The sequence below is a fragment of the Pseudophaeobacter sp. 1A09344 genome (assembly GCF_041008745.1).
In the GTDB taxonomy this organism is placed as follows: Bacteria; Pseudomonadota; Alphaproteobacteria; order Rhodobacterales; family Rhodobacteraceae; genus Phycobacter; species Phycobacter gallaeciensis_A.
Genome location: NZ_JAXGFS010000006.1, coordinates 80,948 through 105,384, shown reverse-complemented (window position 1 = coordinate 105,384; position 24,437 = coordinate 80,948). Strand labels below are relative to the sequence as shown.

23 protein-coding genes are annotated in these 24,437 nt (G+C 62.6%); 13 read left to right on the top strand and 10 right to left on the bottom strand.

What is annotated here, in order from left to right; genetic code table 11:
• Window positions 1-40: 40 nt before the first annotated feature.
• Window positions 41-631 (top strand): LolA family protein, encoded by a 591-nt coding sequence (locus SM765_RS12085; protein WP_274833083.1) that lies wholly within the window; start codon window positions 41-43, stop codon window positions 629-631.
• A 325-nt stretch (window positions 632-956) separates the two neighbouring features.
• Here SM765_RS12085 and SM765_RS12080 read toward each other — a convergent pair whose 3' ends face one another.
• Window positions 957-1,544, bottom strand: a complete 588-nt coding sequence (locus tag SM765_RS12080) for a transglycosylase SLT domain-containing protein (RefSeq protein WP_274838120.1) — start codon at window positions 1,542-1,544, stop codon at window positions 957-959.
• Window positions 1,545-1,600: 56 nt separating this feature from the next.
• Window positions 1,601-2,488, bottom strand: a complete 888-nt coding sequence (locus tag SM765_RS12075) for an AEC family transporter (RefSeq protein ID WP_274838121.1) — start codon at window positions 2,486-2,488, stop codon at window positions 1,601-1,603.
• 85 nt (window positions 2,489-2,573) lie between these two features.
• On the opposite strand from SM765_RS12075, the gene hspQ reads away from it, so the two are divergent.
• A complete protein-coding gene (gene hspQ / locus SM765_RS12070; protein WP_065271851.1) occupies window positions 2,574-2,900 on the top strand; it encodes a heat shock protein HspQ in 327 nt (108 codons plus the stop codon).
• Between the two features lie 63 nt (window positions 2,901-2,963).
• On the opposite strand, the gene SM765_RS12065 is transcribed toward hspQ, so the two are convergent.
• The 3 genes from SM765_RS12065 to SM765_RS12055 all read right to left on the bottom strand — a co-directional run bounded on the left by SM765_RS12065 (window position 2,964) and on the right by SM765_RS12055 (window position 5,803).
• Window positions 2,964-4,541 (bottom strand): gamma-glutamyltransferase family protein, encoded by a 1,578-nt coding sequence (locus SM765_RS12065; protein ID WP_274838122.1) that lies wholly within the window; start codon window positions 4,539-4,541, stop codon window positions 2,964-2,966.
• A 443-nt stretch (window positions 4,542-4,984) separates the two neighbouring features.
• Window positions 4,985-5,422, bottom strand: a complete 438-nt coding sequence (locus SM765_RS12060) for an ATP-binding protein (RefSeq protein WP_065271850.1) — start codon at window positions 5,420-5,422, stop codon at window positions 4,985-4,987.
• A 36-nt stretch (window positions 5,423-5,458) separates the two neighbouring features.
• The gene (locus tag SM765_RS12055; RefSeq protein ID WP_065271849.1) at window positions 5,459-5,803 is read right to left on the bottom strand and encodes an STAS domain-containing protein; all 345 of its coding nucleotides are present in this window, start codon (window positions 5,801-5,803) and stop codon (window positions 5,459-5,461) included.
• Window positions 5,804-5,900: 97 nt separating this feature from the next.
• On the opposite strand from SM765_RS12055, the gene SM765_RS12050 reads away from it, so the two are divergent.
• The 10 genes from SM765_RS12050 to rarD all read left to right on the top strand — a co-directional run bounded on the left by SM765_RS12050 (window position 5,901) and on the right by rarD (window position 17,655).
• A complete protein-coding gene (locus SM765_RS12050; RefSeq protein ID WP_274833079.1) occupies window positions 5,901-7,073 on the top strand; it encodes a thiolase family protein in 1,173 nt (390 codons plus the stop codon).
• A gap of 162 nt (window positions 7,074-7,235) precedes the next feature.
• Window positions 7,236-8,282 (top strand): alpha/beta hydrolase, encoded by a 1,047-nt coding sequence (locus tag SM765_RS12045; protein ID WP_274835254.1) that lies wholly within the window; start codon window positions 7,236-7,238, stop codon window positions 8,280-8,282.
• A gap of 73 nt (window positions 8,283-8,355) precedes the next feature.
• Window positions 8,356-8,808 (top strand): GAF domain-containing protein, encoded by a 453-nt coding sequence (locus tag SM765_RS12040; RefSeq protein ID WP_274838123.1) that lies wholly within the window; start codon window positions 8,356-8,358, stop codon window positions 8,806-8,808.
• A gap of 99 nt (window positions 8,809-8,907) precedes the next feature.
• Window positions 8,908-9,477, top strand: a complete 570-nt coding sequence (locus SM765_RS12035) for a helix-turn-helix domain-containing protein (RefSeq protein ID WP_274838124.1) — start codon at window positions 8,908-8,910, stop codon at window positions 9,475-9,477.
• A gap of 17 nt (window positions 9,478-9,494) precedes the next feature.
• A complete protein-coding gene (locus SM765_RS12030) occupies window positions 9,495-10,124 on the top strand; it encodes a LysE family translocator (RefSeq protein ID WP_274838125.1) in 630 nt (209 codons plus the stop codon).
• A complete protein-coding gene (locus SM765_RS12025; protein WP_274838126.1) occupies window positions 10,121-10,492 on the top strand; it encodes a GFA family protein in 372 nt (123 codons plus the stop codon). Before SM765_RS12030 ends, SM765_RS12025 begins: the two co-directional genes overlap by 4 nt.
• A 24-nt stretch (window positions 10,493-10,516) precedes the next feature.
• Window positions 10,517-12,964 carry a GcvT family protein gene (locus SM765_RS12020; protein ID WP_274838127.1) on the top strand — a complete coding sequence of 816 codons (2,448 nt, stop codon included), beginning with the start codon at window positions 10,517-10,519 and terminating at the stop codon, window positions 12,962-12,964.
• 37 nt (window positions 12,965-13,001) lie between these two features.
• Window positions 13,002-14,027, top strand: a complete 1,026-nt coding sequence (locus SM765_RS12015) for a GlxA family transcriptional regulator (RefSeq protein WP_274838128.1) — start codon at window positions 13,002-13,004, stop codon at window positions 14,025-14,027.
• Between the two features lie 105 nt (window positions 14,028-14,132).
• Window positions 14,133-16,583 (top strand): GcvT family protein, encoded by a 2,451-nt coding sequence (locus tag SM765_RS12010; RefSeq protein ID WP_274835259.1) that lies wholly within the window; start codon window positions 14,133-14,135, stop codon window positions 16,581-16,583.
• 154 nt (window positions 16,584-16,737) lie between these two features.
• On the top strand, window positions 16,738-17,655 hold the full coding sequence (gene rarD, locus SM765_RS12005) for an EamA family transporter RarD (RefSeq protein WP_274835260.1): 918 nt from the start codon (window positions 16,738-16,740) through the stop codon (window positions 17,653-17,655).
• Window position 17,656: 1 nt separating this feature from the next.
• On the opposite strand, the gene SM765_RS12000 is transcribed toward rarD, so the two are convergent.
• Window positions 17,657-18,373 carry an SGNH/GDSL hydrolase family protein gene (locus SM765_RS12000; RefSeq protein ID WP_274838129.1) on the bottom strand — a complete coding sequence of 239 codons (717 nt, stop codon included), beginning with the start codon at window positions 18,371-18,373 and terminating at the stop codon, window positions 17,657-17,659.
• 38 nt (window positions 18,374-18,411) lie between these two features.
• On the bottom strand, window positions 18,412-18,822 hold the full coding sequence (locus tag SM765_RS11995) for a nuclear transport factor 2 family protein (RefSeq protein WP_274835262.1): 411 nt from the start codon (window positions 18,820-18,822) through the stop codon (window positions 18,412-18,414).
• 108 nt (window positions 18,823-18,930) lie between these two features.
• Between SM765_RS11995 and SM765_RS11990 the strand changes: the two genes are divergently transcribed.
• The gene (locus SM765_RS11990; RefSeq protein ID WP_274835263.1) at window positions 18,931-19,584 is read left to right on the top strand and encodes an RluA family pseudouridine synthase; all 654 of its coding nucleotides are present in this window, start codon (window positions 18,931-18,933) and stop codon (window positions 19,582-19,584) included.
• Here SM765_RS11990 and SM765_RS11985 read toward each other — a convergent pair whose 3' ends face one another.
• The 3 genes from SM765_RS11985 to SM765_RS11975 all read right to left on the bottom strand — a co-directional run bounded on the left by SM765_RS11985 (window position 19,585) and on the right by SM765_RS11975 (window position 24,404).
• Window positions 19,585-20,430: an alpha-1,2-fucosyltransferase gene (locus SM765_RS11985; RefSeq protein WP_274838130.1), complete on the bottom strand. Its 846-nt coding sequence runs from the start codon at window positions 20,428-20,430 to the stop codon at window positions 19,585-19,587. It lies immediately after the preceding gene.
• Window positions 20,431-20,697: 267 nt separating this feature from the next.
• Window positions 20,698-22,242 carry an indolepyruvate oxidoreductase subunit beta family protein gene (locus SM765_RS11980; RefSeq protein WP_274835265.1) on the bottom strand — a complete coding sequence of 515 codons (1,545 nt, stop codon included), beginning with the start codon at window positions 22,240-22,242 and terminating at the stop codon, window positions 20,698-20,700.
• The gene (locus SM765_RS11975; RefSeq protein WP_274838131.1) at window positions 22,242-24,404 is read right to left on the bottom strand and encodes an indolepyruvate ferredoxin oxidoreductase subunit alpha; all 2,163 of its coding nucleotides are present in this window, start codon (window positions 24,402-24,404) and stop codon (window positions 22,242-22,244) included. The genes SM765_RS11980 and SM765_RS11975 overlap by 1 nt, the downstream gene beginning before the upstream one ends.
• Between the last annotated feature and the right edge of the window lie 33 nt (window positions 24,405-24,437).

Genomic DNA, 24,437 nt, shown 5'->3' with positions numbered 1-24,437 from the left:
TGGCTCTTCCTTTTCCACAGTCAGGGCTTATCTAAGGGTCATGAAACAGATTGCACTTGTCGCGGCGCTGATCCTGTGTGCCCCTGCTGCCTGGGCGGCAGAGAAGCTGAGCCTGTCGGAACTGTCGGCTTACCTGAACGCCCTGACCACGGCCGAGGCCAGTTTTACCCAGATCAACGATGATGGCACGCTGTCCACTGGCAAGCTGTATATCCATCGGCCGGGCCGGATGCGGTTCGAATATGATGGCGAAAATGGCGCCACGGTGGTGGCTGGGGCCGGGTCGGTGGTGATCCACGATCCGAAATCGAACCAGCCGCCGGAGACTTATCCGCTTAAGCGTACGCCGCTGTCGATCATCCTGGCCAAAACTGTCGATCTGGGGCAAGCCGATATGGTTGTGGGCCACCAGTTCGACGGAACGACAACGATCCTGCAGGCGCAGGACCCGGAGAACCCCGAATACGGCGGGCTGGAGCTGATGTTCACCGATGACCCGGTCGAATTGCGCAAATGGGTTGTGCATGACAGCGCCGGGGGCCGCACGACGGTGGTTCTGGGCGCTCTGGAAACCGGGGGCAAGCTATCCTCCTTCCTCTTCACCACGGGCGCAGGCAGCGGATCCCGCTGACTACTGTCGAGCCTGACCTTGTCTGTCGGTAGGCCGTCAATCATACAGCTGAAGGCTCCCGCCCCCGCAGGTGCCCGGGCTTTGCCCGAACCCCTTGGCGGTGTTGGGCCGGGCGCCACGCCAGGGCGTGGCGCGCTCGGTGATATCTGAACATTCCGTGGAACACTGGCGCCCGTGGCGCGGGTCGCACCGCCGTCAGGCGGTGCCGGGCCCAACGGGGGAGGACCCTTCGCAGAAGGGTTCGAGACTGGCGGGAGTGCCCCTTTAGCGTTTCTCTAGGACAGCCCGGACGGGAACCAATTCGTTGTGGCACGAGCCCGGGGGGTCAGCGGAACTTACGGCAGGTGGCCAGCTGCGCCTGATACATCAAGGAGCGAGACTCCACCTTGCTCGCCACCCGCATCAGCCAGGATTTCGCACGGTAGCTGCCGCGGGCATAGCCGGTGTGCCCTTCATGATAGGCGAGATACTGATTGCGGGCATCATAAAGCGCGATGCCGTTCTTTTCGCGGCTCTTGTTCATGTACCAGCCCATGAAATCCGCGGCATCCTTGATCCGGTCCCGCTTGGCCCGACGGCGTCCTGTGTCGCGCCGGTAATCGTCCCAGGTGCCGTCCAGGGCTTGGCTGTAGCCATAGGCGCTGGACTGGCGGCCCATCGGGATGACGCCCAGAAGATAGTTGTGCGGCGTGCGGGCATCGCCGTCAAAACGGCTCTCGTGATAGATTGTGGCCATCTGCACGTGCACGGGAACACCCCAGCGCCGTTCGGTCGCGCGGAAGGCTTTCAGGTATTCAGGCCGCTGTTTGATAATGCTGCAGGCATTATCAAGATTGCGCGGCGGGGACTTGTACCCACCCCCACAGGAGGCAACCGCCAACAGGAGGATCAGGGCGACGATGATTCTGCTCATTGCCTCTGCCTTTTTTATTTTGGCGGCAGTCTAGCGAATTGCGCCTGTGGATGAAATCACATTTCCAGAAGCAGGGACAGCAGGAGAGGCAGAGCTGCAACGGACATCAGCGTGGAAACCACCACCATGCCAGCAACCGCCTGCGCATCGGCTTCGAATTTCTCGGCCAGCAGGTAAGACGTCACCGCCACGGGCGTTGCCAGCTGCAGCACCAGAACGCCGAATGCCGTGTAATCGAGCCCGAATGCCAGCCCCAGCCCCCAGCCGATGGCCGCACTGAACGTCACCTTGATCAGCGACAGTAACACGGCAAGGCCGGTCTTGCCCGGTGTCAGCCGCGCCACCGCAACGCCAAGGGTGATCAGCATCAGTGGAATTGCCATTTGCCCGATCAGATCCAGCGCATTGGTCAGGAATTGCGGCGTCTGCCAGCCCTGCCACAGAAAGAGCGCGCCCAGAAGCGTGGCCCAGACCATCGGTTCACGCAGCGCCTTGCCGCCGCCGCCTTCACCGGCGACCAGATAGATGCCAAAGGTGAAGGACAGCACCGCAGAAACCGCGAGCATCGCCACCGCATAGCCAAGGCCCGCCTCGCCAAAGGCAAAGAGCGACAGCGGAATGCCAAGGTTGCCGGTATTGCCGAAAATGAAGGGCGCCAGATAGCTGCGCCGCTCCAGCTGCATCACGCGCACCAGTGCTGCGCCTGCCAATGCCAGCAGCGCATGCCCGGCAAGGGCAGCCAGCACGAACCAGCCGATCGCGGCCTTGTCCAGCTCGGTTTTCATCAGCGCCGTGAAGATCAGGCAGGGCACCGCCAGCGTCATGGCCAGACGGGTAACAAATTGAATCCGATACTCAAATCCAAGCCGCACCCAAGCGAACCCGACCCCGGCAAGCAGGAAGACGGGGGCCACGATTTCAAGCACTGTCAGAGCAAGGTTCACAGTCTGTTTCCTCGAAAATTTGCCTCAAGAGTTGGACATCTGCCGCGCATCCGCGTTAGTAACAAAAGACGGGGGCAGCAAGACCATGTTGAGAACGCGCGCAAAATATAACCTGGGCCAGGTCGTCCGCCACCGGAAGCATCCCTTCCGCGGGGTGGTGTTTGACGTCGATCCAGCCTTTGCAAATACCGAGGAATGGTACGAATCCATTCCCGAAGAAAGCAGGCCGGTGAAGGATCAACCCTTCTACCATCTGCTGGCCGAAAACGATCAGACCTATTACGTGGCCTATGTGTCCGAGCAGAATCTGGTTGCCGATTATTCCGGCGAACCGATCAGCCATCCGGATCTTTCGGAAATGTTCGGCAAATTCGACGGCGCGGCCTATTCCCTGCAATACCAGCTGAACTAATCGCCGGATCGCGTCCGGTGCCCCGCTGCGCTTTTGCTGCAGCGAAGCACCGGTGAGGCCTGATCAGTAGCCGAGCGCGCAGCCATCCTTGCGCGGGTCGCTGGCGCCTTCCAGCAAATCGCCATCGTGGATGCGGATGCCCTGCGAGCCGCCAATCGCCGTTTCGGGGACCTCCACCTTGTGGCCCATCTCGGTCAGCTCTTGGCGCACCTTGTCGGAATAGCCACGCTCGACCTTCATGACACCTGCGTCCGAGAAGCTGCGCGGTGCGTCCATGGCGGCCTGCGGCTCCATGCCGAAATCGGTAAGGTTGGAAACGAAACGCGCGTGGCCATTGGGCTGATAGGCACCGCCCATCACACCGAAAGGCATCGTCACGCGCCCGTTCTGGCGCAGCATGCCGGGGATGATCGTATGCATCGGCCGTTTGCCACCGCCCAATTCGTTGGCGTGGCCTTCTTCCAAGGTGAAACCGGCGCCCCGGTTCTGCAGCAGGATGCCGAATTTGTCCGAGGCGATGCCCGAGCCAAAGCCATGGAAGATCGAGTAGATCAGCGACACGGCCATGCGGTCCTTATCGACCACGGTGATATAGATCGTATCCTTGTGCACGGCCTCGCTCAGCGGGGCGGCGGCGGCCATGGCGCGTTTCGGATCGATCAGTGCGGCCAGTTTGGCCGCGGTTTCGGGCGCCAGCATGTGGTCCAGCCGGGTGGTATGATCGGCATCGGCGATGAAGCGGTTGCGGGCATCATAGGCCAGCTTGGCGGCTTCGGCCTCGATATGGGCGCGTTCGGCGCCAAAGGGGTCCATGCCCGCGATGTCGAAATGTTTCAGGATATTCAGCATCAGGATGGCGGTCGCGCCCTGACCGTTCGGCGGATGCTCGACCAGATCGGTGCCTTTGTAATCGCCGGAAACCGGCGTCACCGACATGCAGGCGGTAGCGGCGAAATCATCAACCGTGTGCACGCCGCCAAGCGCGTTGAGCGCGGCAACCATGTCTTCGGCGATTTCACCAGTGTAAAAGGCATCGCGACCGTCCTTGGCGATCCGGCGCAGAACTTCGGCCTGGCCCGGGGCGCGGAAGATCTGCCCAACGGTCGGGACGTTGCCCCCGATCAGATAGCTGTCGCGGGCCGCGCCTTGCAGGGTGTCCGCGTCATTGGCCCAGTCAAAGGCAACACGCGGCGCTACCGGAACGCCGGTTTCGGCATAGTGGATTGCGGGGGACAGGATCGCATCAAGGCCCAGTTTGCCTTCGGTTTGCGACAGGTGGCAAAAGGCGTCGATGGCGCCCGGCACGGTAACCGCATGCGGGCTGCGCAGCGGCACGGCGCTCAGCCCTTCGGCGCGCAGATCTGCGGCATTGGCGGCGGCAGGTGCCCGGCCGGACCCGTTCAGCGCGTGGATTTCATCGCTGCCCGGACGGGTATAAAGCACAAAGCAATCGCCGCCGATCCCGGTCATCTGCGGCTCGCAAATACCGAGCAGAACCGCCCCGGCGATGGCCGCATCCATGGCGTTGCCGCCGCGTTTCAGAATGTCGATGGCGGCACCGGCCGCAAGGGGGTGCGATGTGGCGCAGATACCGTTCTGTGCAAAGACCGCAGAGCGTCCGGGTTGTTGAAAATCGCGCATATGCCTCTCCCTCTTGAATAGCAGCGAAACACTAGTGGCTTCGCCGCCGAAGGCAATGCGAAAGGCATCCATGCTTGTCGCGTCTTCGGCGCATCAAAAGACGGCCATTTCCGGTAGCGGTGCAAAACCGGGGCGGAGATTTCCATGCTTGCAGTGGAAGGGGAGAGGATGTTCCCCGGCGCAACATGCACGATGGGGGCAGTGGAACGTAGCGCCGGGGACAGCTATCAAAAGCTTCTGATGTAACAGAAAGCACATTTTTCAGGCGATTTAGGGGTGATTATGTGGCGCAATTGCGGCGAAGTCCGGAGCCACCCTTGCGGCGCACTCGTCGTGCTTTTGGCAGGACGCTCTAGAAAGTACGGCTTTGGAGCAATAAAAGCTCTGCGGCTGGTACATCGACAGGTCGGTACCAGATCAAAACAGGGGGCCGGAAAATGGGATCAGGCCCGGGTCACCTGAATTTCGAAACACAAGGAAAGCTGGTTGTTGCCGGCGCTGCGTTCATAGTGGATGTCGCTTGTCAGCTCCCGGATCAGAAACCAGCCAAAGCCGCCTTCAGGGAGATCTTCCGGCGCCACATCCAGATTTGCAGGCTTGCCTTCGGGCAGTTCGCCTTCGGGGAAGGGGGCTCCGGCATCGGTGATATTGATCCACAGACGCTCAGGTTCCAGGGAACAGCGGATCCGCACGTCTCCCGGGGTCTTGCCCGCATAAGCGTGCTCGACCACATTGTTCACGGCTTCGGCCAGCGCGATCTGGACTTCATCGACCCGCAACTCGGGGATGCCCAGTCCGCGCAGCCGTTTCACAACCTGCGTAATGCCGGACCGGGCATCAAGCTCTGTTGCCGTGAACGAGCAGGCAAAGGTTTCAACCATTCGTTTCTCGCTTTGCGCGGAGGATCATATACGGAATCACGTGCCGACTTTGGGTTCAGACATCGCTTCGGTCAGCGAGCCATATAGATCGAAAATCGTGTCCATCCGGGTGAGGCGGAAAACCTTTTCCACCATCGGGGTCGGGCCAGCCAGATCAAGGCGGCGACCGCTGCCAAGCTGTTTCATGGCTGCGACAATGGCGCCAAGACCGCTGGAATCGATGAACTGGACCTCGGACAGGTCCAGAATCACGCGGTCGGGTCCGCTTTCGGTGGCAGAGCGCATGTCTTCCTTGAACCGAATCGCGATGGCCGCGTCGATCCGCTCCGCATTCACTGTGACGATCTGCGCACCGTCCGTTACCGTACTGGATAAGCTCATGTTTGTTCCCCGAGGGTCTCTCTGTACTTCACACTGACTCTAGACCTCAAACCTTAGCATTCTGTATGGATAATTTCGACGATTGGAGGAAAATTTCATGAAACACGTTGTAATTGCCGGAGCGGCGCGCACCCCCATGGGTGGGTTCCAGGGCGTTTTCGATGGCGTGACTGCAGCCGAACTGGGTGGTGCCGCGATCAAGGCAGCGCTCGCCGGGGCCGGAACCGACACCGTCGATGAGGTTCTGATGGGCTGCGTTCTGCCCGCGGGGCAGGGGCAGGCGCCCGCGCGGCAAGCTGGTTTTGCAGGTGGTCTGGGCGAAGAGGTCCCGGCCACGACGCTCAACAAGATGTGCGGATCGGGCATGAAGGCGGCGATGATTGCCTTTGATCAGATCGCTCTTGGTCACACCGACACGATGATCGCGGGCGGTATGGAGAGCATGAGCAATGCGCCCTATCTGCTGCCCAAGATGCGCGGGGGTGCGCGGATCGGTCACGGGCAGGTCATTGACCACATGTTCCTCGATGGTCTGGAGGATGCCTATGACAAGGGTCGTCTGATGGGCACCTTCGCCGAGGATTGCGCCGAGAAGTTCCAGTTCACCCGCGAAGCGCAGGATCAATACGCGCTGGCCTCGTTGTCGAACGCGCTCGACGCCGAGCGCACCGGTGCTTTTGCGGATGAGATCACCTCGGTCACGCTGCACACCCGCAGCGGAGAGCAGGTCATCACCACCGATGAGCAACCCCAGTCGGCCCGCCCGGAAAAGATTCCGAACCTGAAACCGGCCTTCCGCAAGGATGGCACTGTGACCGCAGCGAATGCCTCGTCGATTTCGGACGGGGCGGCGGCGCTTGTGCTGGCCTCGGAAGAGGCGGCAGAAGCCAAGGGTCTGACGGTGCGGGCGCGGATCATGGGCCACGCCAGCCACGCGCAGGCACCAGGATGGTTCACCACCGCACCGGTTCCGGCGGCCCAGAAACTGCTGAAACAGATCGGCTGGTCGGTCGAGGATGTGGATCTGTGGGAAGTGAACGAGGCTTTTGCGGTCGTGCCCATGGCCTTCATGCACGAGATGGGCATTTCCCGCGACAAGGTGAATGTGAACGGCGGCGCCTGCGCGCTGGGTCACCCGATCGGTGCCTCCGGTGCGCGGATCATGGTGACGCTGCTGAACGCGCTGGAGAAACGCGGGCTGAAACGCGGTGTTGCGGCGATCTGCATCGGTGGCGGCGAAGGCACCGCCATCGCTATCGAACGGGTCTAATCCCGGATCAGTGAGTGAAGGGCAGAGGGGGCGACCTCTTTGCCCTTTTATGTGCCTGCAGCGTGCCGTGGCTTGCGCGGTTGCCCTCTCCTCCGCAGAGTAGCCCTGTCTCCGCCGTGAATTTTGGCGGGGTGCAGGTGATTTCAGTGCGGGGAATTTCCAATGAAGAAAGTAAAGTTGATCTGGGCCTTGCTGCGGGTGCTGCTGCCCGAGAGCGCGGTGCGCCTGCTTTATGGTGGGGCCTTGCCCGTGGTCGATGGACGGCGGGCCGATCCCAAGGCGCAGGCGGTTGCGGATCTGGTTGGTCTGGTGCGCGATCCCGCAGTCCAGCCGACGGTCAAGGAAAGCCGAGTGCAACTCGCCGGTTTCGTGGAAAAATTCGATGCCCCATGCCGGGAGCCGGTTACGCGCAACGACATGACCCTGCCGGGCGGCGATGGTCCCCGGCCTGCGCGTGTCTATGTCCCTGCCGAATGCGATGAGGCGCACAGCCTTCCGACGCTGATCTATCTGCATGGTGGCGGCTGGATACAGGGCAGTATCGACACCCATGATGCGCTGTGTGCGAAACTGGCGGCGCGGGCCGGAGTGCGGGTTGTTTCAGTCAGCTACCGTTTGGCACCGGAACACCCCTTTCCGGCGGCGGCGCATGATGTGCTGGCCTCCTATCTGGCCTTGCTAGAGCGGGCGGAGGATCTTGGCATCGATCCGGCGCGCATTGCTGTCGGGGGCGACAGCGCGGGGGCGAATCTGACGGCCAGCCTGATGCACAGCCTGTCGGAAGCGGGCAAACCTCTGCCCCGGGCGCAGCTCTTGATCTATCCGGCTGTGGATGCGCGGCTTACCTCGGCCTCGGTGCAGGCCTTGCAGGATCACCCGCTGCTGTCGCTGCCGCGGATGCAGTGGTATATGGATCAATATATTCCCCAAGGTCAGGACCGTCTGGCGCCCGAGATATCGCCGCTGATGTCGACCCATCTGGCCGGGCAGCCGCAGGGATTTGTGCTGGTGGCGGGGCATGATCCCCTGTGGGACGATGGCCTGTCCTATGCGGCAGCGCTGGAGCAGGCAGGCGTGCCCGTCACGGTGAAGCAGTATCCGGGGCAGATCCACGGCTTCCTGAATCTGACCAAGGTGATCCCGCAGGCGGATGAAGCCATATCCGATGCGGCAGAGTGGTTGCGGGGCGCGCTGGACACCGCCGCGTGAAGGGGGCCTTGCGTCGCCTGCGCCTGCGCGGGATACAGCAGCACCAGAACAGACTGACCCGGGAGCCGACCAGATGAGCCTCGATTACACCACTTTGGCAAAGACCATCGCCGCCCTGACCGAGGGCGAAACCGATGAGGTCGCCCTGATGGCCACCGTCGCCTGCGAGGTGCATCACAGCGATGACCGGTTTGACTGGACCGGGTTTTATCGCGTGGTGGCGCCCGAGCTGCTGAAAATCGGCCCCTACCAGGGCGGACACGGCTGTCTGCAGATCCCGTTCTCGCGCGGCGTTTGCGGCGCGGCGGCGCGCAGCGGAGAAGTGCAGCTGGTGCCGGATGTTGAGGCCTTCCCCGGCCATATCGCCTGTGCCTCCTCCACCCGGTCCGAGCTGGTGCTGCCTGTCTGGAACAAGGCGGGCGAGGTAATCGGCGTCTTTGACATCGACAGCGACCAGCCCGATGCCTTCACCCAGGAAGATGCGGATCAGCTGGGCGCCATCCTCAAACAGGTCTTTGCCGCTTGACAGGCTTTCTGCGGCTTTCGTGAAAAAATGCTTTGAAATTTCATGCAATGTGGGTCAGCGTGAAAAAGAGATGTGTTTTTTCACGAAGCGGTACTGGCATTGAGTGATCTATCCCCGCAGACAGCGACCCTTGGCGCGGATATCCGCGCCCTGCGCAAGGCGCGCGGGCTAACACTGTCCGATATCGCGGCGCGGCTGAACCGGTCGGTGGGCTGGCTCAGCCAGGTTGAGCGGGACCTGTCCGAACCGTCGATTTCCGATCTGCGCCAGATCGCGCAATGTCTGGGCGTGCCCATGTCCATGCTGTTTGCCCATTCCAACGTGCCCGCGGACGAACAGGGCTATGTGGTGCGTGCAGGTGCCCGCCGCCCCATGGGATCGGGCGAAGAAGGTCTGATGGAGGAGCTGCTGTCGCCGGACCTGACCGATGATTTTGAGATGGTGCATTCCACCTTTGCGCCGCAATCCCGCATGCAGACCCCGGCCAACCGCCCCACGCAAGAGGTTGGCTACATGATTTCGGGGCAGCTGGATCTGGTGATCGGCGGGCATGCCTTTACCGTCGGTCCCGGTGACAGTTTCCGCATCCGCCACGAACCCTACCAATGGGCCAACCCCTATGACGCGCCCGCCGTGGCGGTCTGGGTCATTGCCCCGCCCGTTTATTAAAGCATGAGATATGACTGATGAGTTTTGAAGCCTGGACCCTGTTTGCCCTGTTCTGGGTGGTCTTTGTCACCACGCCCGGTCCCAATGCAGTGAATTGCATTTCGAACGGGATGACGCTGGGCCTGCCCAAGGCGATGCTGGGGGTGCTGGCGATCCTGACGCAGGCCAGCGCCTTTCTGATCCTGTCGGCGCTGGGGGTGACGGCGCTGATCGCGGCCTCGCCCACCGGGTTCTTCGTGGCCAAGGTGATCGGGGCGGGCTTCCTTATCTTTCTTGGTGTGCGCGGTTGGATCAACGCAACGCGCCCTACGCCCGCAGTGGAACGCCCTGCACGCCATGTTTACCTGCACGCGCTGGCGGTGGCCACGATCAACCCCAAAAGCGTTGCCGGATACCTTGCCGCCTTTTCCCAGTTCGTGCAGCCCGGTGTGCCGATCTGGGAGCAGATGTCGGTGATCATGCCCACGGCACTGGTGCTGACGACGCTCAGCTATACGGGGTTCACCCTATTGGGTGTGTTGATGGGCAAGGCGGCGCTGAAGGCGGTGTTCAACGTCTGGATCCGCCGCCTGCTGGCAGTCTGTTTCATCGTCTATGGCGTGCTTCTTGGCGCCAGCAGCGCGCCGCAGCTGGAGGGCGTGCAATGATCCGGGGATCCTGCCTGTGCGGTGATATCCGCTTTCAAACCGCCGCCGCGCCGCAAGGGCCGTCGATGTGTCATTGCAGCCAGTGCCGCAAGCAATCGGGCGGTGTCTGGGCCTCGGCCTATGTGCCAGAGACCGAGTTGATCCTTCACGGCCCGGTCAGCTGGTACGCGGCCAGCACGGGGGCCGAACGGGGCTTTTGCGCGCGCTGCGGCTCCTTTCTGTTCTGGAAGGCCCATGACGAGGACACGATCAGCTTTGCGCTTGGTGCGGTCGAGGACCCCAGCGGGCTGAAGATCGAAAAGCACATCTTTTGCGCCAGCAAGGGCGATTACTATGAGATCGCCGACGGGCTGCCGCAGAAACCATAACACCCGCAGCAACAGGGAGCGGATATGTCTGATTTTCCATCAAAGGCCCGCGTGGTCATCATTGGCGGCGGCGTTGTCGGCTGCTCGTCCCTGTATCATCTGGCCAAACGCGGCTGGAGCGATTGCGTGCTGCTGGAAAAGAATGAGCTAACGGCGGGATCAACCTGGCACGCGGCAGGCAATGTGCCGACCTTTTCGACCTCCTGGTCGATCATGAACATGCAGCGCTACTCGACCGAGCTGTACGCACGTCTGGGCGATGAGGTCGATTATCCAATGAACTATCACCAGACCGGATCAATCCGTCTGGCGCACACCAAGGAACGCATGCAGGAGTTCGAGCGTGCTGCCGCCATGGGCCGCTATCAAGGCATGGGCATGGAGATCCTGACCCCGGAAGAGGCCAAGGCGCGCTATCCCTTCCTTGAAACGCATGATCTGGCAGGCGCTCTGTATGATCCCAATGACGGCGACATCGACCCGGCGCAGGTGACGCAGGCTCTGGCCAAGGGCGCGCGTGATCTGGGCGCCAAGATCCTGCGTTTCTGCCCGGCGACAGGCGTCACGCAAACAGACGATGGCTGGATTGTTCACACCGACAAGGGCGATATCGCCTGCGATTACGTGGTGAATGCGGCCGGATATTACGCGCAGCGGGTGGGGGAATGGTTCAAACCCTACGGCGGGCGCACCGTGCCGATGATGGTGATGAGCCACCAGTACCTCCTGTCCGAGGAAATCCCCGAGATCGAGGCCCATACCAAGGAGACCGGTAAGAAGCTGCCGCTCCTGCGCGATGTGGATGTGTCCTACTACCTGCGGCAGGAAAAACACGGCTTCAACCTTGGCCCCTATGAGCCGAACTGCCGCGCCCATTGGGATACCGACGCCGACCCCATGCCCGAGGATTTCTCCTTTCAGCTGTGGAACGACGATTTGGACAGGATCGAGGAAATCGTCACCGACGCTATGGAGCGGGTGCCTGCGCTGGCGACCTCGGGCGTTTCCCGCGTAATCAACGGGCCGATCCCCTATGCGCCCGACGGGCTGCCGCTGCTTGGCCCCATGCCGGGCGTGAAGAACGCCTTTGAGGCCTGCGTCTTTACCTTTGGCATCGCGCAGGGCGGCGGCGCGGGCAAGGTGTTGGCGGAATGGATTGTCGATGGGCAGACCGAATGGGACATGTGGTCCTGCGATCCGCGCCGCTATACCGACTACACCGATCACGAATACTGCGTCGCCAAGGGGATGGAGGTCTACGGCCACGAATATGCCATGCACTTCCCGCGCCACGAATGGCCTGCCGGACGCGACCGGAAACTGTCGCCGGTTCATGACAGGGTCAAGGCGCTGGGCGGTCAGATGGGCGCCTACAACGGCTGGGAACGGGCCAACTGGTTCGCGAAAGACGGCGATGACACATCGGAGGAAGCCACCCGCACCTGGGGCCGCGCTGGACCGTGGCAGCAGCGCATCCGCGAGGAATGCGAGGCGGTGCGCGATCACTGCGGTGTCCTGGACCTGCCTGGGTTTTCCCGGTTCGAGGTCAAGGGTCCCGGCGCGCGCGACTGGCTGCTCGGCAAGATCACCGGCGGCTTGCCCGGACCGGGGCGTATGGGGCTGGCCTATTTCACCGATCCCCGCGGCCGTATCCTGACCGAGATGAGCGTGATGTGGCATGGCGAGGATCACTACATGCTGATCACCGCCGCCACGGCGCAATGGCACGATTACGATGTTCTGGCACATGAGCTGCCGGAATGGATCACCCTCAGCGACAGGACGAAAGATTTCTCGACTCTGATCGTCACCGGCCCTGCCGCGCGCGAGATCTTCACCACCATCGGAACCGAGGCAGATTTGTCGCTGCCGTGGCTTTCAGTGCAGAGCGCGCGGATTGCCGGACGCGACTGCGGGTTGGCGCGCGTGTCCTTTGCCGGGGAGCTGGGCTGGGAAATCCACGCCGCGCCAGAGGATATTCCCGCGCTTTATGAGGCAGTTCTGGCGGCAGGCGCGAAACCCTTTGGCATGTACGCGCTGAATTCCCTGCGGATCGAGAAGGGGTATCGCGCGTGGAAGGGCGACCTATCCACTGACTATTCGGCCATCGAAGGGGGCCTCGACCGGTTCATTCGACTGAACAAGCCGCATGATTTCCCCGGCAAGGCAGTACTGGCGGCAGAGACGCAGGATGGCCCGGCCAAACGGTTTGTCACGCTGATTGTCGAGGCGGGTGAGGCGGACGCGCCCTATATGTCCTGCATCTGGAAGGATGGCGAGATCGTGGGCGAGACCACCTCGGGCGATTGGGGATACCGCGTCGGCGCTTCTGTCGCGCTGGGCATGGTGCGCAGTGATCTGGCCACGCCCGGCACCGAGTTGGAGGTGGAGATCTACGGACAAATGCACCGGGCCATGGTTCAGAAGGATGAACCGCTCTGGGATCCGGAAAACACGCGCCTGCGGGCCTAGTGCCGCAGCGCGCCTTGGCTGAACGAGGGAAAACGGAATGGATCGGAAGGTTTCGGATCTGAAAGAGGCCTCGCAAGGCTGGCATTTCGACATTCTCGTCTGCGATGGGTTCGTACTGACGGAAATGGCCGCGGTCACCGACACGCTGCGCATTGCCAACCGGGTGCTGGCGCGCCCTCTGTTCGACTGGACGGTGCGCTCTGCCTCTGGCGGGCAGATCACCTGCCGGTCAGGGCTGAGCGTCGACACCCAGTGTTTCGCCGCAAAGCCAGAAGCCGATTTTGCCTTTGTCCTTGGCAATTCCGATCCGGCGCATCCGGGCCTGTCGCTGGGCCGGGTGGTCCAGAGCTACACCAGCCGCGGCGCGCAGGTCTATCTGCTGGCCGAAGCCGCCGCCCGCCATATCCGCAGCCAGTCCGGCGGGGCGGGGGCGCACACCACCCATTGGGAGAACTCGGACCTGCTGCGCGAACAGCTTGGGCTGGATCTTGGTGCCCATGCGCTGGCCCGGCAGGATGGTCTGGTGGTGACCTGTGCCGGCATGGGCGCCACCACCGATGTGGTTCTGGCCCTGGTCGGGCAGCTGACCTCGGCGGCGGCGCAGGTCACGGTGGCCAATATCCTGCTGCACGACCACATCCGCGACTTTGCCTCGCTGCAACCTTTTGCGGGTCATGCGCCGACCACGTCAGGCGACCGGGATCTGGACGATTGCATCCGCCTGATGCAGGCCAATATCGAAGAACCGATGCCGATCCGCGCCATCGTCACCGAACTGGGCCTGTCCAACCGCTCGCTAGAGCGCAAGTTCCGGACGTTTTTCGGCACCACGCCCAACGGGTTCTATCGGGAAATGCGGCTCAGCAAGGCGAATAATCTGCTGCTGAACACCACGCTCAGCGTGCGAGAAATTGGCCTGGCCTGCGGATTTCCCAACGGGTTTTCCTCGCTCTACAAATCCGTTTTCGGGATCACCCCCTTTGCCCTGCGCAAACAGCGCCGCACCCGCCCGGTGTCTGAAACCGCCCACAGTGCGCATTCTGGGGAGCCACGGCCGGTTTGAAAAAACGGGTCGGGGATAAGACATTCCCCCGTTTGACGTTTTTGATGCATTTTCTGACGCAAGTCTGTGCCACTCTGATCCGTAAATCGGTTCGGAGAGCATGAGATGAGCGATCTTCCAAAGTCGGCCCGCGTGGTCATCATCGGCGGCGGCGTGGTGGGCTGTTCGGTGGCCTATCACCTGACGAAACTCGGCTGGCAGGATGTGGTCCTGCTGGAGCGCAAACAGCTGACCTCTGGCACCACATGGCATGCGGCCGGGCTGATCGGGCAGTTGCGGGCATCCTCCAACATGACGAAGCTGGCGCGCTATTCCGCCGATCTGTACCTCGGGCTGGAGGAAGAAACCGGCGTTGCCACCGGTATGCGGCAGGTGGGGTCTGTCTCGGTCGCGCTGACCGATGAACGGCTGGAGGAGCTGTACCGAAATGCCGCCATGGCGCGTGCCTTTGGCGTGCCGGTCGAGGAGCTCTCCCCGGCAGAGGTGAAAGCGCGCTACGACCATATCAATCTCGATGGCGTCACCGGTGGTGTCTGGCTGCCGACTGACGGTCAGGCGGATCCGGGGAATATCGCGCTCGCCCTGGCCAAGGGTGCCCGCCAGCGCGGTGCGCTGGTCAAGGAGAGGATCAAGGTCACCGGCATTGCCCGCGAAGGACGCCGTGTGACGGGGGTGGACTGGGTGTCCGATTCAGGCTCTGATACGGGGCATATCGCCTGTGACATGGTGGTGAACTGCGCTGGCATGTGGGGGCATGAAGTGGGCCGCATGGCGGGCGTCAACGTACCGCTGCATGCCTGCGAGCATTTCTACATCGTCTCGGAACCAATCCAGGGGCTCAGCCAGATGCCGGTGCTGCGGGTGCCGGATGAATGCGCTTATTACAAGGAAGACGCGGGCAAGATCATGCTGGGCGCCTTTGAACCCAAGGCGAAACCCTGGGGGATGAAGGGCATTCCCGACAGTTTCGAATTCGACCAGCTGCCCGAGGATTTCGACCACTTCGAACCCATCCTGGAGGCCGCCTGCAACCGGATGCCGATGCTGGCCGATGCCGGGATCCATACCTTCTTCAACGGCCCCGAAAGCTTCACCCCCGACGATGCCTATCACCTGGGACTGGCGCCCGAGATGGACAACGTCTGGGTCGCAGCGGGGTTCAATTCGATCGGGATCCAGTCGGCGGGCGGCGCGGGCATGGCGCTGGCGCAATGGATGCAGGATGGAGAGAAGCCCTTTGACCTGGGCGATGTGGACATCACCCGCATGCATCCCTTCCAGGGCAACAAACACTACCTGTTCGAGCGCTCCAAGGAAACGCTGGGGCTGCTTTATGCCGATCACTTCCCCTATCGGCAAAAGGCAACCGCGCGCGGGGTGCGGCGCTCTCCTTTCCATCACCAACTGACTGAGGCGGGAGCGGTCTTTGGCGAACTGGCGGGCTGGGAGCGCGCCAACTGGTTTGCCGAGGCGGGGCAGGAACGGGAATACCGCTATAGCTGGAAGCGGCAGAACTGGTTCCAGAACTCCGCCGCTGAACACCGTGCGGTGCGCGAAAACGTTGGCATGTACGATATGTCCTCCTTCGGGAAAATCCGTGTGGAAGGACCGGATGCGGAAAGCTTCCTGAACCATATCTGCGGCGCGAACATGTCTGCCCCTGTGGGCAAGATCGTCTATACCCAGTTCCTGAACAGCCGCGGCGGGATCGAGGCGGATGTGACAATCACACGCCTGTCAGAAACTGTATACTTGGTTGTGACGCCTGCCCTGACCCGGCTGGCGGATGAGACCCGCATGCGGCGGCTGGTCGGGGATTACCGCGTGACCATTACCGATGTAACCGCGGGGGAGGGCGTCCTGGCGGTCATGGGGCCACGCTCGCGCGAGTTGCTGCAGAAGGTCTCTCCCAATGATTTCAGCAACGCGGTGAACCCTTTTGGCACCGCGCAGGAGATCGAGATCGGCATGGGGCTCGCCCGTGCGCATCGGGTGTCCTATGTCGGTGAACTCGGTTGGGAGATCTATGTTTCGTCCGATATGGCAGGGCACGTTTTCGAGGTGCTGCAGGATGCCGGGCGGGACATGGATCTGAAGCTCTGCGGCATGCATATGATGGACAGCTGCCGGATCGAGAAGGGCTTTCGCCACTTCGGCCATGACATCACCTGTGAGGATCACGTGATCGACGCGGGGCTGGGATTCGCAGTGGATCTGAACAAACCTGATTTCATCGGCAAGGCAGCCGTTGCCGCGCGCAAGGAGAACGGCCCAAAGGCCCGGATGCTGCAATTCCGTCTGACTGACCCTGAACCGCTGCTTTATCACAACGAACCCCTGCTGCGCGATGGAGAGATCGTCGGCTATCTCTCTTCGGGTGCCTATGGTCATACGTTGGGTGGTGCCATCGGCATGGGCTATGTGCCGTGTGAAGGGGAAAGCGCTGCCGAGGTTCTGGCCTCTTCTTACGAGATCGACGTGATGGGGACACGGGTGCAGGCAGAGGCTTCGTTAAAGCCGATGTATGACCCGAAATCGGAGCGGGTGAAGGTCTGAATCAGGCTCTAATGCAGGAAAATTTGTCATACTTCGGTCTGACGAGTCATGCAGGTGATGGTGCGGCGTGATCTGTTTCGTGATCAATTCCTGTGCGTTTTGGGCATTCCCTTCGCCTGCAAAGCTGCCATAAAGGCCGCGTAGGAGAGCTGCCATGACCACCCATACGCGCGAGAACGTCGACACCCCTCAGGGGTTGGCCTTTGCCATTACGGCCTATCTGCTGTGGGGGTTCCTGCCGCTCTACATGAAGGCGGTGTCGCACATCCCCGCGGCCGAGGTGGTGGCCCATCGGGTGATCTGGTCGGTGCCTTTGGCGGGGGCGCTGCTGATCGTTCTGCGCCGCACCGGCGATCTGCGCGCGGCCCTGCGCAGCCCGCGCACCCTGCTGATGGCCTGCATCACAGCGGTGCTGATTTCGGTGAACTGGGGCATCTATGTCTGGTCCATCGCCACGGATCACGCGCTGGATGCAGCACTTGGATATTACATAAACCCCTTGTTTAGTGTCGCATTGGGCGCCCTTTTGTTGGGGGAGCGGCCGAGTCGCACTCAGATGTTGGCGATCGCCTTGGCGGCGGCCGCGGTTGTGGTTCTGACCGTGGAAACCGGCAGCCTGCCCTGGGCTGCGGTCGGTCTGACGTTCAGCTGGGGGTTTTATGCCTTCTTCAAGAAATGGTTGCCGGTCGGCCCCAATCAGGGGTTCCTTCTGGAGGTCCTGATCCTGTCGGTACCCGCGCTGGCCTATCTGTCCTATCTGACCGCCACAGGCACGGGCAGCTTTGGCATCAGCTGGGGGCAAAGCCTGCTGCTGATGGGGTGCGGCGTGGTGACGGCGGTGCCGCTGATCATCTACGCCAATGGTGCCAAGCTGCTGCGGCTATCGACCATCGGTATCCTGCAATATATCGCGCCGACGCTGATCTTTCTGGTCGCCGTCTTTGTCTTTGGTGAGGAGTTCGGCCACGCCCGCATGATCGCCTTCCCGATGATCTGGGCGGCGCTGGTGATCTATTCTATTCCCCTGATCCGTCAGATGCGGCGCAAGCCGAAGGTGCAGAAGGTCACCTGAATCAGGTTCTGATCAAGGGGTTTCCGATCTCTTTCGCCAGCCGGTCCGCCCAAAGCGCATAGGCGTGCGGGTTCGGGTGATAGCCATCCTCGGCGGCCAGCGCCGGGTCACTGGGCAATTCAAACGGCAGATGGTGAAACCCGTCGATCTGCCCGGAGAGGTCTGCAAGCCTGCGATCCAACCGCCGTGCCTGACACCCCAGCGCCCAGGCAAGCGGCTGCGGCAGGGCGGGGAAATGCTCCATCTGTGGCACCCCGCAGACGAGGATTCTTTGCACGCCAAAGCGATCCGTTAAAAGCCGCGCCAGATCGCGCTGCTGCCGTTCAAACCGCCCCTGCGGGACGGCTCCGGTCACATCGTTCACCCCCAGCGCCAGAACCACTACGTCAAAGGGCTGCGCGGGCAGGGCCTTCAGGCGCTGCAACGTATCTGCCGTGCGATGCCCGGTGGTGGCCTCAAGGCGCCAGTGAACCTGCCACCGGGGCGCCAGCCGCTGCACCAGTTGCCCGACAAGCGCCTGCTCCTGATGCGCAGCGCCCACACCGGCGGCGGAACTGTCCCCGGCAATCAGCAGCCGCAGCGGCGCACCGGATCCCGCAGTTCCCTGTCGGTCCCCCTCTGGCTCTGGCAGCCGCAACGCCTTGCGCCGGACGCGCAGCCCCTGCGCAATCAACAGCGGGAGCAGCGGCAGGCGCAGGATCTGGTCGGCTGCGATCATGGGTTATCTGCCAATATGTGGCTCTAATATCGGGGATTTCAGCTGAGTGACTCACGGAATTTCAGGAAGCGCGCATCGGTCTGAACCCGTGCATTCATCGCATCGCGCAGGGCGCCGACGGATTTATAGGGGCGCATGACCACCTCGAAGGTCTCGATCAGCCCGTCATCACCCAAGGTTATCAGATCCACGCCCACGGCGTCGAACTCGCCGATCTTGCACTGGAATTCCAGCGCCCAGTCGTTGCCCTCTCCCATGATCCTGCGATAGCGGAAGTCCGAGAACACTTGCCCCACATGACCCAGCACCGCCGCCACCGGCGCGCGGCCGGTCCAGGTTTTCCAATAGGTGGGGGGCAGGAATTTCACGTCCTCGGACAGCAGCTCTGCGATCAGCGCCTCATCGCCCTTGGCGACGACCTCCTGCATGCGGGTGATGGTTGGATGCATGGTCTCTCTCCCTTTGTTGATGCGATCCTGCCCTTGCGGCGGCGGGCCGGGCAAGACGGACGTGGCGGGAACTTGCTCCGGCGGCAGCAAGGCAGTAGGCAGGCGGCCATGACGGTATCGAGCGATTACACCCCGCCGCAGGACCCGCTGGAGATCCTGCATCATGATGCGCAGATCCTTGCGGTGAACAAACCTGCGGGATTGCTGAGCGTGCCGGGCCGGGGTGAACATCTCGCCGATTGCCTGTTGTCACGGGTGCAGCTTGCCTTTCCCGAGGCGCTGCTGGTGCACCGGCTGGACCGCGATACCTCGGGGGTGATGGTCTTTGCGCTGACGCCCCATGCGCAGCGGCACCTGTCGATGCAGTTCGAAAAACGCAGCACGCGCAAGGTCTACGTGGCCCGCGTCACCGGGCGGCTGGAGCCGAAGGCGGGCACGGTGGATCTGCCGCTGATCGTCGACTGGCCGAACCGTCCGCGCCAGATGGTCTGCCATGAGACGGGTAAACCTGCGGTGACCGACTGGCGGGTGATGAAATACGGCGACGGGGAGACCCGAGTGCGGCTGACGCCCAAGACGGGCCGGTCGCACCAGTTGCGGGTGCATATGCTGTCGCTGGGGCACGCCATTCTGGGCGATCCGCTGTATGCCGAAGGCGCGGCGCGGGATTTCCCTCGCATGATGCTGCATTCCGAAGAGCTGCGGATCAAACACCCCGACAGCGAACAGTCGATGAAGTTCCGGGCCAAGGCGCCCTTCTGATCAGGCGTCGATCCGGTGCCAGCTGTCTGGCAGGATGTCGGGGTTGTGCAGCTTCGGATCTCCGAACCACTGCGCCGGACCGGTAACGCGTTTCTCCGGGTTCTGGTTCAGCCAGGCCGCCCACCAGGAAAATGAACTGTTGGCGATGATATTGTGCTGGCACAGGGTCATCAGCCGCATGTCCTCGAAATCGGTGTCTGGGCCGTTGAAATCCACCACCACCTTTTCGCAGGGCAAGGGCAGGTTTTCCTTGGCCCAGTCCGGATCGTCGGAGAAGACAAATACGGTTGGCGTACCCTCCAGCCCCTCCAGAACGCGGGCGAGGGCGGCTTCGTAATAGGCTTGATCGCAAAGCACATGGGCGGCAAGCGCCACGTAATCACCGCGCCGCACGTGCAGTGAGATGGCATTGCTACCTTGGATGCGGGCGGCCATGTTGGCGTTCTGCGCGTTGGTGAACTCCGGGAAGCTGAAATCGGCCCGGATGCGGTCGGCGATCGCGGCAAAGTATTTCTCGCTTTGCCAGTAGCCATGCAGATAGCTGCCATCGCCCCAGGTCGCGAAACTGGGGTTGTAGCCAAGGCCGCGTTCGCGCCGGAAAGTTGGAGCGGAGCCAAAGGCGCGCCACAGGGCATAGCGCAGCGGTGCTTCCTTTCTCAGCGGCGGCAGTGGAGCCGTGTCGGTCAGGTCGAGATCAAAGACCCGGGTCAACACGCCTTCGCCGCGCCGCACCGCTTCGCGGCTATCGAGAGCGACAGCCACGCCAAGGCGCTCGGCCAGCGCGCGGGCGGCGGCGTATTGAAACATCTGATTGCCAAGGCGGCCGTGCAGGCGGGCGGTGATCATCGCGGCTGTCTGTCCTTGCAAAGGGGAGGATCCGATACCCCTGCATATCGGTGCCGCAGCCACATTGGAAGGTCGATAGGGACAGGATGATCCGATCTGGGTCCGGCGATGGGGCGTCCTCCCGCCCGTCGTTCGCCTTTTTGGTGAAAGGCTGCCTCCCGTTGGGCCCGGCGCCGCGCAAGGCGCGGCGCCGGGCCCAAGGCCGCAAAGGCTGTCGTGGCAGGGCCACGGCATCCTTCGGGCGCGGGAGGTTCTGTCTTTAAGGGGTCAGATAAAGCTGCGGATGGTTTTTAGCGCGCCGTCCAAGGCTTCACCTTTTTCGTCCTGCAGGGCCGCTTCGCGAAGGCGGGCGACCCATTCGGGACCGTCGTCGCGGGTTTCGACCAGTCGCGCGCCGTCCAGAACCCGGTCGAATTTCGACAGGCCCCGTGTGTGGGTGTCGGAATAGCCCTTGATCAGCCGCCGACAGCGCAGCACTTCCACCGCCATGTCATAGCTGCTGGGCAGATAGCCGATCGCGCGGTTCAGCCAGTCGTCCAGATGCGCCTGTTCCAGCGCGTGGCGGCGGCTCTTGCGGCGCCAGCCGCGCAGGCCGCCCATCACATAAAGTAGGGCAAAGCCACGGAAGCGGTCGGTGCGGATGCGGCGGCCCTTGTTGAACAGCCGGTCGAGACGTTTCATCCAGACCGGGCTGGCCTCGATCCGGGCGCCAAGCCCCGCAGGCAGCAGACCGGCGATCTCTTCGGAGCGCGGGTGCAGATAATCGGTCAGGGTCATCAGCTTGTCAGCACTGCCAACCTGATCCTCGATCCGGTCGAACCGGCTGGCGCGGGTTTTCAGATCCGCCACCCGGATCACATCGTCATAGGCCATGGCATTGGCGATGTATTTCGCGGCCTCGCGCGACAGCACATACCCCCGGTCCGCGCTGTCGCGGCCCAGGATGCCTTCGAGCCGGTCCAGATATTCGGCGCCATAGGCGATGTCCTGAAAATCCACAACCTTGCGCAGGCCCGGCAGCGCCAGTTCCTGCACCGCAGCTGGCAGGGCATTGATCCGGTCCAGCAGCGCGCCATAGGCCCGTAGCTTTCCGGCGGATCCCGCCGGTTTCGGCGCTTCGGCGGGGGCGGAGGGGGCTGCAGCCGGGGCCTCTTTCCCACCCTGGGCCAGATCATATCCGGCGGCAAAGGCACGCAGGCTGGCCTCGACGCCCTTACCTCCCGCGCGGATCGCCTCTTCAAAGGCAGCACGTTTGAAGGGCAGGGCGCCCGATCCGGCCAGTGCACCGAACAGCGACGCGGAGATCACTGAGCCGACACCGACAGCGGCCTGTTCCATATCGGCCATGACCAGCTGCCGCGCCGCGGTTTCGGCGGCGGCGCGCACTTCGGCGGCATCGGCCATGCCGTCGCCCGGCACCATTTTCTCAGAGACTGCCAGCGCCCGGTGGGTCGATGCGATCAGAGTGGTGCGATCCGGGGTGACGAAGCCGCGCATGATGGCGCGCCCAGCTTCCATCATTTCGGCGGCGATCATCACGTCGATGTCGCCCTGCGCCGGTGCGAGGGAGAAGACAGGCGTTGGCACCGATGCAGGCGCCATTTCGATGTAATAGATGGTGGCGCCGGTACGCTGCGCCACGCCCGCGACGCTGGTCGCCTGCGCGGAATAGCCTTCGGCGCGGGCCAGGGATTCGATCCAGTTGGTCAGGACGCCGCCGCCCTGTCCGCCCACGGCAAGGATCGCGACCTTGATGACGCCGTCCAGATGGGTGGCGTCTCCGCCAGATGCGATTGGCAGTTCGATGGACATCACGCGGCTCCTTCGCTCAGGTCGGTGGAAAAGGTCAGGCGCCGTGCTGCGCGGCGGTTCTGCAGCCAGGAAATCATCCGGTTGCGCAACCCTGCGGTCCAGCGTTCAAAACCGGTCGGGTTATGCACCACGCGGGCCTCGTAGAAGGACGGGCAGAGGATCGCAGCATCAGCGACCTCGCCGCAGTTGCCGCAGCCGACGCAGGTCTGGTCGATATGGGCGACGGGATCGTCGCGCAGCGGATCGTCCAGTTTCTTCAGCGACAGCGAGGGGCAGCCCGACAGGCGGATACAGGCGTGATCGCCGGTGCAGATATCTTCATCCACGCCAAAGCGTGGCACCTCGACGCGGGTACCGTCCTTGATCGCGGCATTGCGCTGGGGTTTCTCCCGCCGCTGCCGGTTCAGCATGCATTCCGAGGAGGCCACGATCACCTTTGGCCCATCGTAATCGGTGGTCAGCGCCTCGCGGATGGTGGCGCGCATCTGGGTGACATCATAGGTCCGGTCGATCTGCCGGATCCATTTGACGCCAGCACCCTCCAGCGCCTTGGTGATCGGGTTGTTGGTCGCCTTGCTGGGGTTCTTGGCGCGGCTGGATGGGATGTCCTGCCCACCGGTCGCTGCGGAATAGTAGTTGTCGACGATGATCGCGACGCTGTCCGATTTATTGAACACCATGTTGCCGATCGAAGAGCTGAGGCCGTTGTGCCAGAAGCCCCCGTCGCCAAGGATCGAGATCGCGCGTTTCTCGCCGCCGCCGTCAAAGGCCGCGTTGGAGGCCGGACCAAGGCCATAGCCCATGGTCTGCCCACCGATTTCGAAAGGCGGCAGGGCGGCAAACAGGTGGCAGCCGATATCGGCCGAGATCTGATGCTTGCCCAGCTCCTGCTCTACCAGTTTCATCGAGGCAAAGATGGGGCGTTCCGGACAGCCGGTGCAGAACCCCGGCGGGCGGATCGGCACGGTCTGGCTGAGGTCGGGAATTTCTGGCGCCGGTTCGTTTGGGGCCAGAATCTGCCCGGGCAACAGATGCGCGGCATAGGTGCGCAGGAAATCGTCGATGCCGTCCTTCATCACCTGGCCGGTATATTCGCCTGCCTTGGGGAAGGTGCCCTTGCCTTCAAGCTTGGTGCTGCTGCCTGCCTTGTAAAGCATGGCGCCAAGCTGCTGTTCGATGAACTCGGGCTGGCCTTCCTCGATCATCAGGACGGCGTCCTTGTCCTCGCAGAAATCCAGAAGGTCGCTTTGCACCAGCGGGTAGGTCACGTTCATCACGTAAAGCGGTACGTCGGTGTTGCCCGACAGATCCGCAAGGCCAAGGCGTTGCAGGGCGCGGATGACGCTGTTGTACATGCCGCCCAGGCAGATCAACCCGACCTTGCCTTCCTTCGGGCCAAAGCGTTCGTTCAGACCATTGTCGAGGATGTATTTCTCGGCGGCGGGCCAGCGATTGTCGATCTTGTCGTGTTCATGCTGATAGGACATCGGCGGCAGCACCACGCGCGAGAAATCCCGCTGCGGGTTGGCCAGCGCATCGCGCACGGTCAGATCGGGGCGCTGGTTGTCGCGGCATTCAAAGGTGCCAGTCACGTGGCAGGATCGGATCCGCACCATCAGCATGACCGGCGTGTTCGACGCTTCGGACAGGCCAAAGCCATCGCCCACAGATTTCACGATCGAAGGCAGGTTGGGGCGTGGGTCCAAGAGCCAGAACTGCGATTTCATCGCAAAGGCATAAGACCGCTCCTGCATGATCGAGGAGCCTTCGCCGTAGTCTTCGCCCACCACCACAAGGGCGCCGCCGGTGACGCCCGAAGAGGCGAGGTTGGCCAGCGCATCCGAGGCCACGTTGACCCCGACTGACCCCTTGAATGTAACCGCGCCGCGGATGGGATAATGGACCGAGGCTGCCAGCATCGCCGCCGCTGCCGCTTCGGAGGCGTTCGCCTCATAACGCACGCCGAGTTCGCCGAGCAGGTCCTCGGCATCGGCCAGCACGTCCATCAGGTGCGAGATCGGCGCGCCCTGATAACCGCCGACATAGCCGACTCCGTTTTCCAGCAGGGCCTTTGTGATGGCCAGAATGCCTTCGCCGGTAAAGCTGGTCCCGGCACCTTTGCGCAGGTGCTCTACTTCTGCCTTGAACGACCTTTCGGCCATTGGCGCCTCCTTGGATATCGTTCTGGGGGACCG

What these genes read in the sequence shown, in the direction of transcription:
- SM765_RS12085 (WP_274833083.1), top strand. Translation starts at nt 41, where the DNA reads ATGAAACAGATTGCACTTGTCGCGGCGCTGATCCTGTGTGCCCCTGCT.
- SM765_RS12080 (WP_274838120.1), bottom strand. Translation starts at nt 1,544, where the DNA reads ATGAGCAGAATCATCGTCGCCCTGATCCTCCTGTTGGCGGTTGCCTCC.
- hspQ (WP_065271851.1), top strand. Translation starts at nt 2,574, where the DNA reads ATGTTGAGAACGCGCGCAAAATATAACCTGGGCCAGGTCGTCCGCCAC.
- SM765_RS12065 (WP_274838122.1), bottom strand. Translation starts at nt 4,541, where the DNA reads ATGCGCGATTTTCAACAACCCGGACGCTCTGCGGTCTTTGCACAGAAC.
- SM765_RS12060 (WP_065271850.1), bottom strand. Translation starts at nt 5,422, where the DNA reads ATGGTTGAAACCTTTGCCTGCTCGTTCACGGCAACAGAGCTTGATGCC.
- SM765_RS12055 (WP_065271849.1), bottom strand. Translation starts at nt 5,803, where the DNA reads ATGAGCTTATCCAGTACGGTAACGGACGGTGCGCAGATCGTCACAGTG.
- SM765_RS12050 (WP_274833079.1), top strand. Translation starts at nt 5,901, where the DNA reads ATGAAACACGTTGTAATTGCCGGAGCGGCGCGCACCCCCATGGGTGGG.
- SM765_RS12045 (WP_274835254.1), top strand. Translation starts at nt 7,236, where the DNA reads ATGAAGAAAGTAAAGTTGATCTGGGCCTTGCTGCGGGTGCTGCTGCCC.
- SM765_RS12040 (WP_274838123.1), top strand. Translation starts at nt 8,356, where the DNA reads ATGAGCCTCGATTACACCACTTTGGCAAAGACCATCGCCGCCCTGACC.
- SM765_RS12030 (WP_274838125.1), top strand. Translation starts at nt 9,495, where the DNA reads ATGAGTTTTGAAGCCTGGACCCTGTTTGCCCTGTTCTGGGTGGTCTTT.
- SM765_RS12025 (WP_274838126.1), top strand. Translation starts at nt 10,121, where the DNA reads ATGATCCGGGGATCCTGCCTGTGCGGTGATATCCGCTTTCAAACCGCC.
- SM765_RS12020 (WP_274838127.1), top strand. Translation starts at nt 10,517, where the DNA reads ATGTCTGATTTTCCATCAAAGGCCCGCGTGGTCATCATTGGCGGCGGC.
- SM765_RS12015 (WP_274838128.1), top strand. Translation starts at nt 13,002, where the DNA reads ATGGATCGGAAGGTTTCGGATCTGAAAGAGGCCTCGCAAGGCTGGCAT.
- SM765_RS12010 (WP_274835259.1), top strand. Translation starts at nt 14,133, where the DNA reads ATGAGCGATCTTCCAAAGTCGGCCCGCGTGGTCATCATCGGCGGCGGC.
- rarD (WP_274835260.1), top strand. Translation starts at nt 16,738, where the DNA reads ATGACCACCCATACGCGCGAGAACGTCGACACCCCTCAGGGGTTGGCC.
- SM765_RS12000 (WP_274838129.1), bottom strand. Translation starts at nt 18,373, where the DNA reads ATGATCGCAGCCGACCAGATCCTGCGCCTGCCGCTGCTCCCGCTGTTG.
- SM765_RS11995 (WP_274835262.1), bottom strand. Translation starts at nt 18,822, where the DNA reads ATGCATCCAACCATCACCCGCATGCAGGAGGTCGTCGCCAAGGGCGAT.
- SM765_RS11990 (WP_274835263.1), top strand. Translation starts at nt 18,931, where the DNA reads ATGACGGTATCGAGCGATTACACCCCGCCGCAGGACCCGCTGGAGATC.
- SM765_RS11985 (WP_274838130.1), bottom strand. Translation starts at nt 20,430, where the DNA reads ATGATCACCGCCCGCCTGCACGGCCGCCTTGGCAATCAGATGTTTCAA.
- SM765_RS11980 (WP_274835265.1), bottom strand. Translation starts at nt 22,242, where the DNA reads ATGTCCATCGAACTGCCAATCGCATCTGGCGGAGACGCCACCCATCTG.
- SM765_RS11975 (WP_274838131.1), bottom strand. Translation starts at nt 24,404, where the DNA reads ATGGCCGAAAGGTCGTTCAAGGCAGAAGTAGAGCACCTGCGCAAAGGT.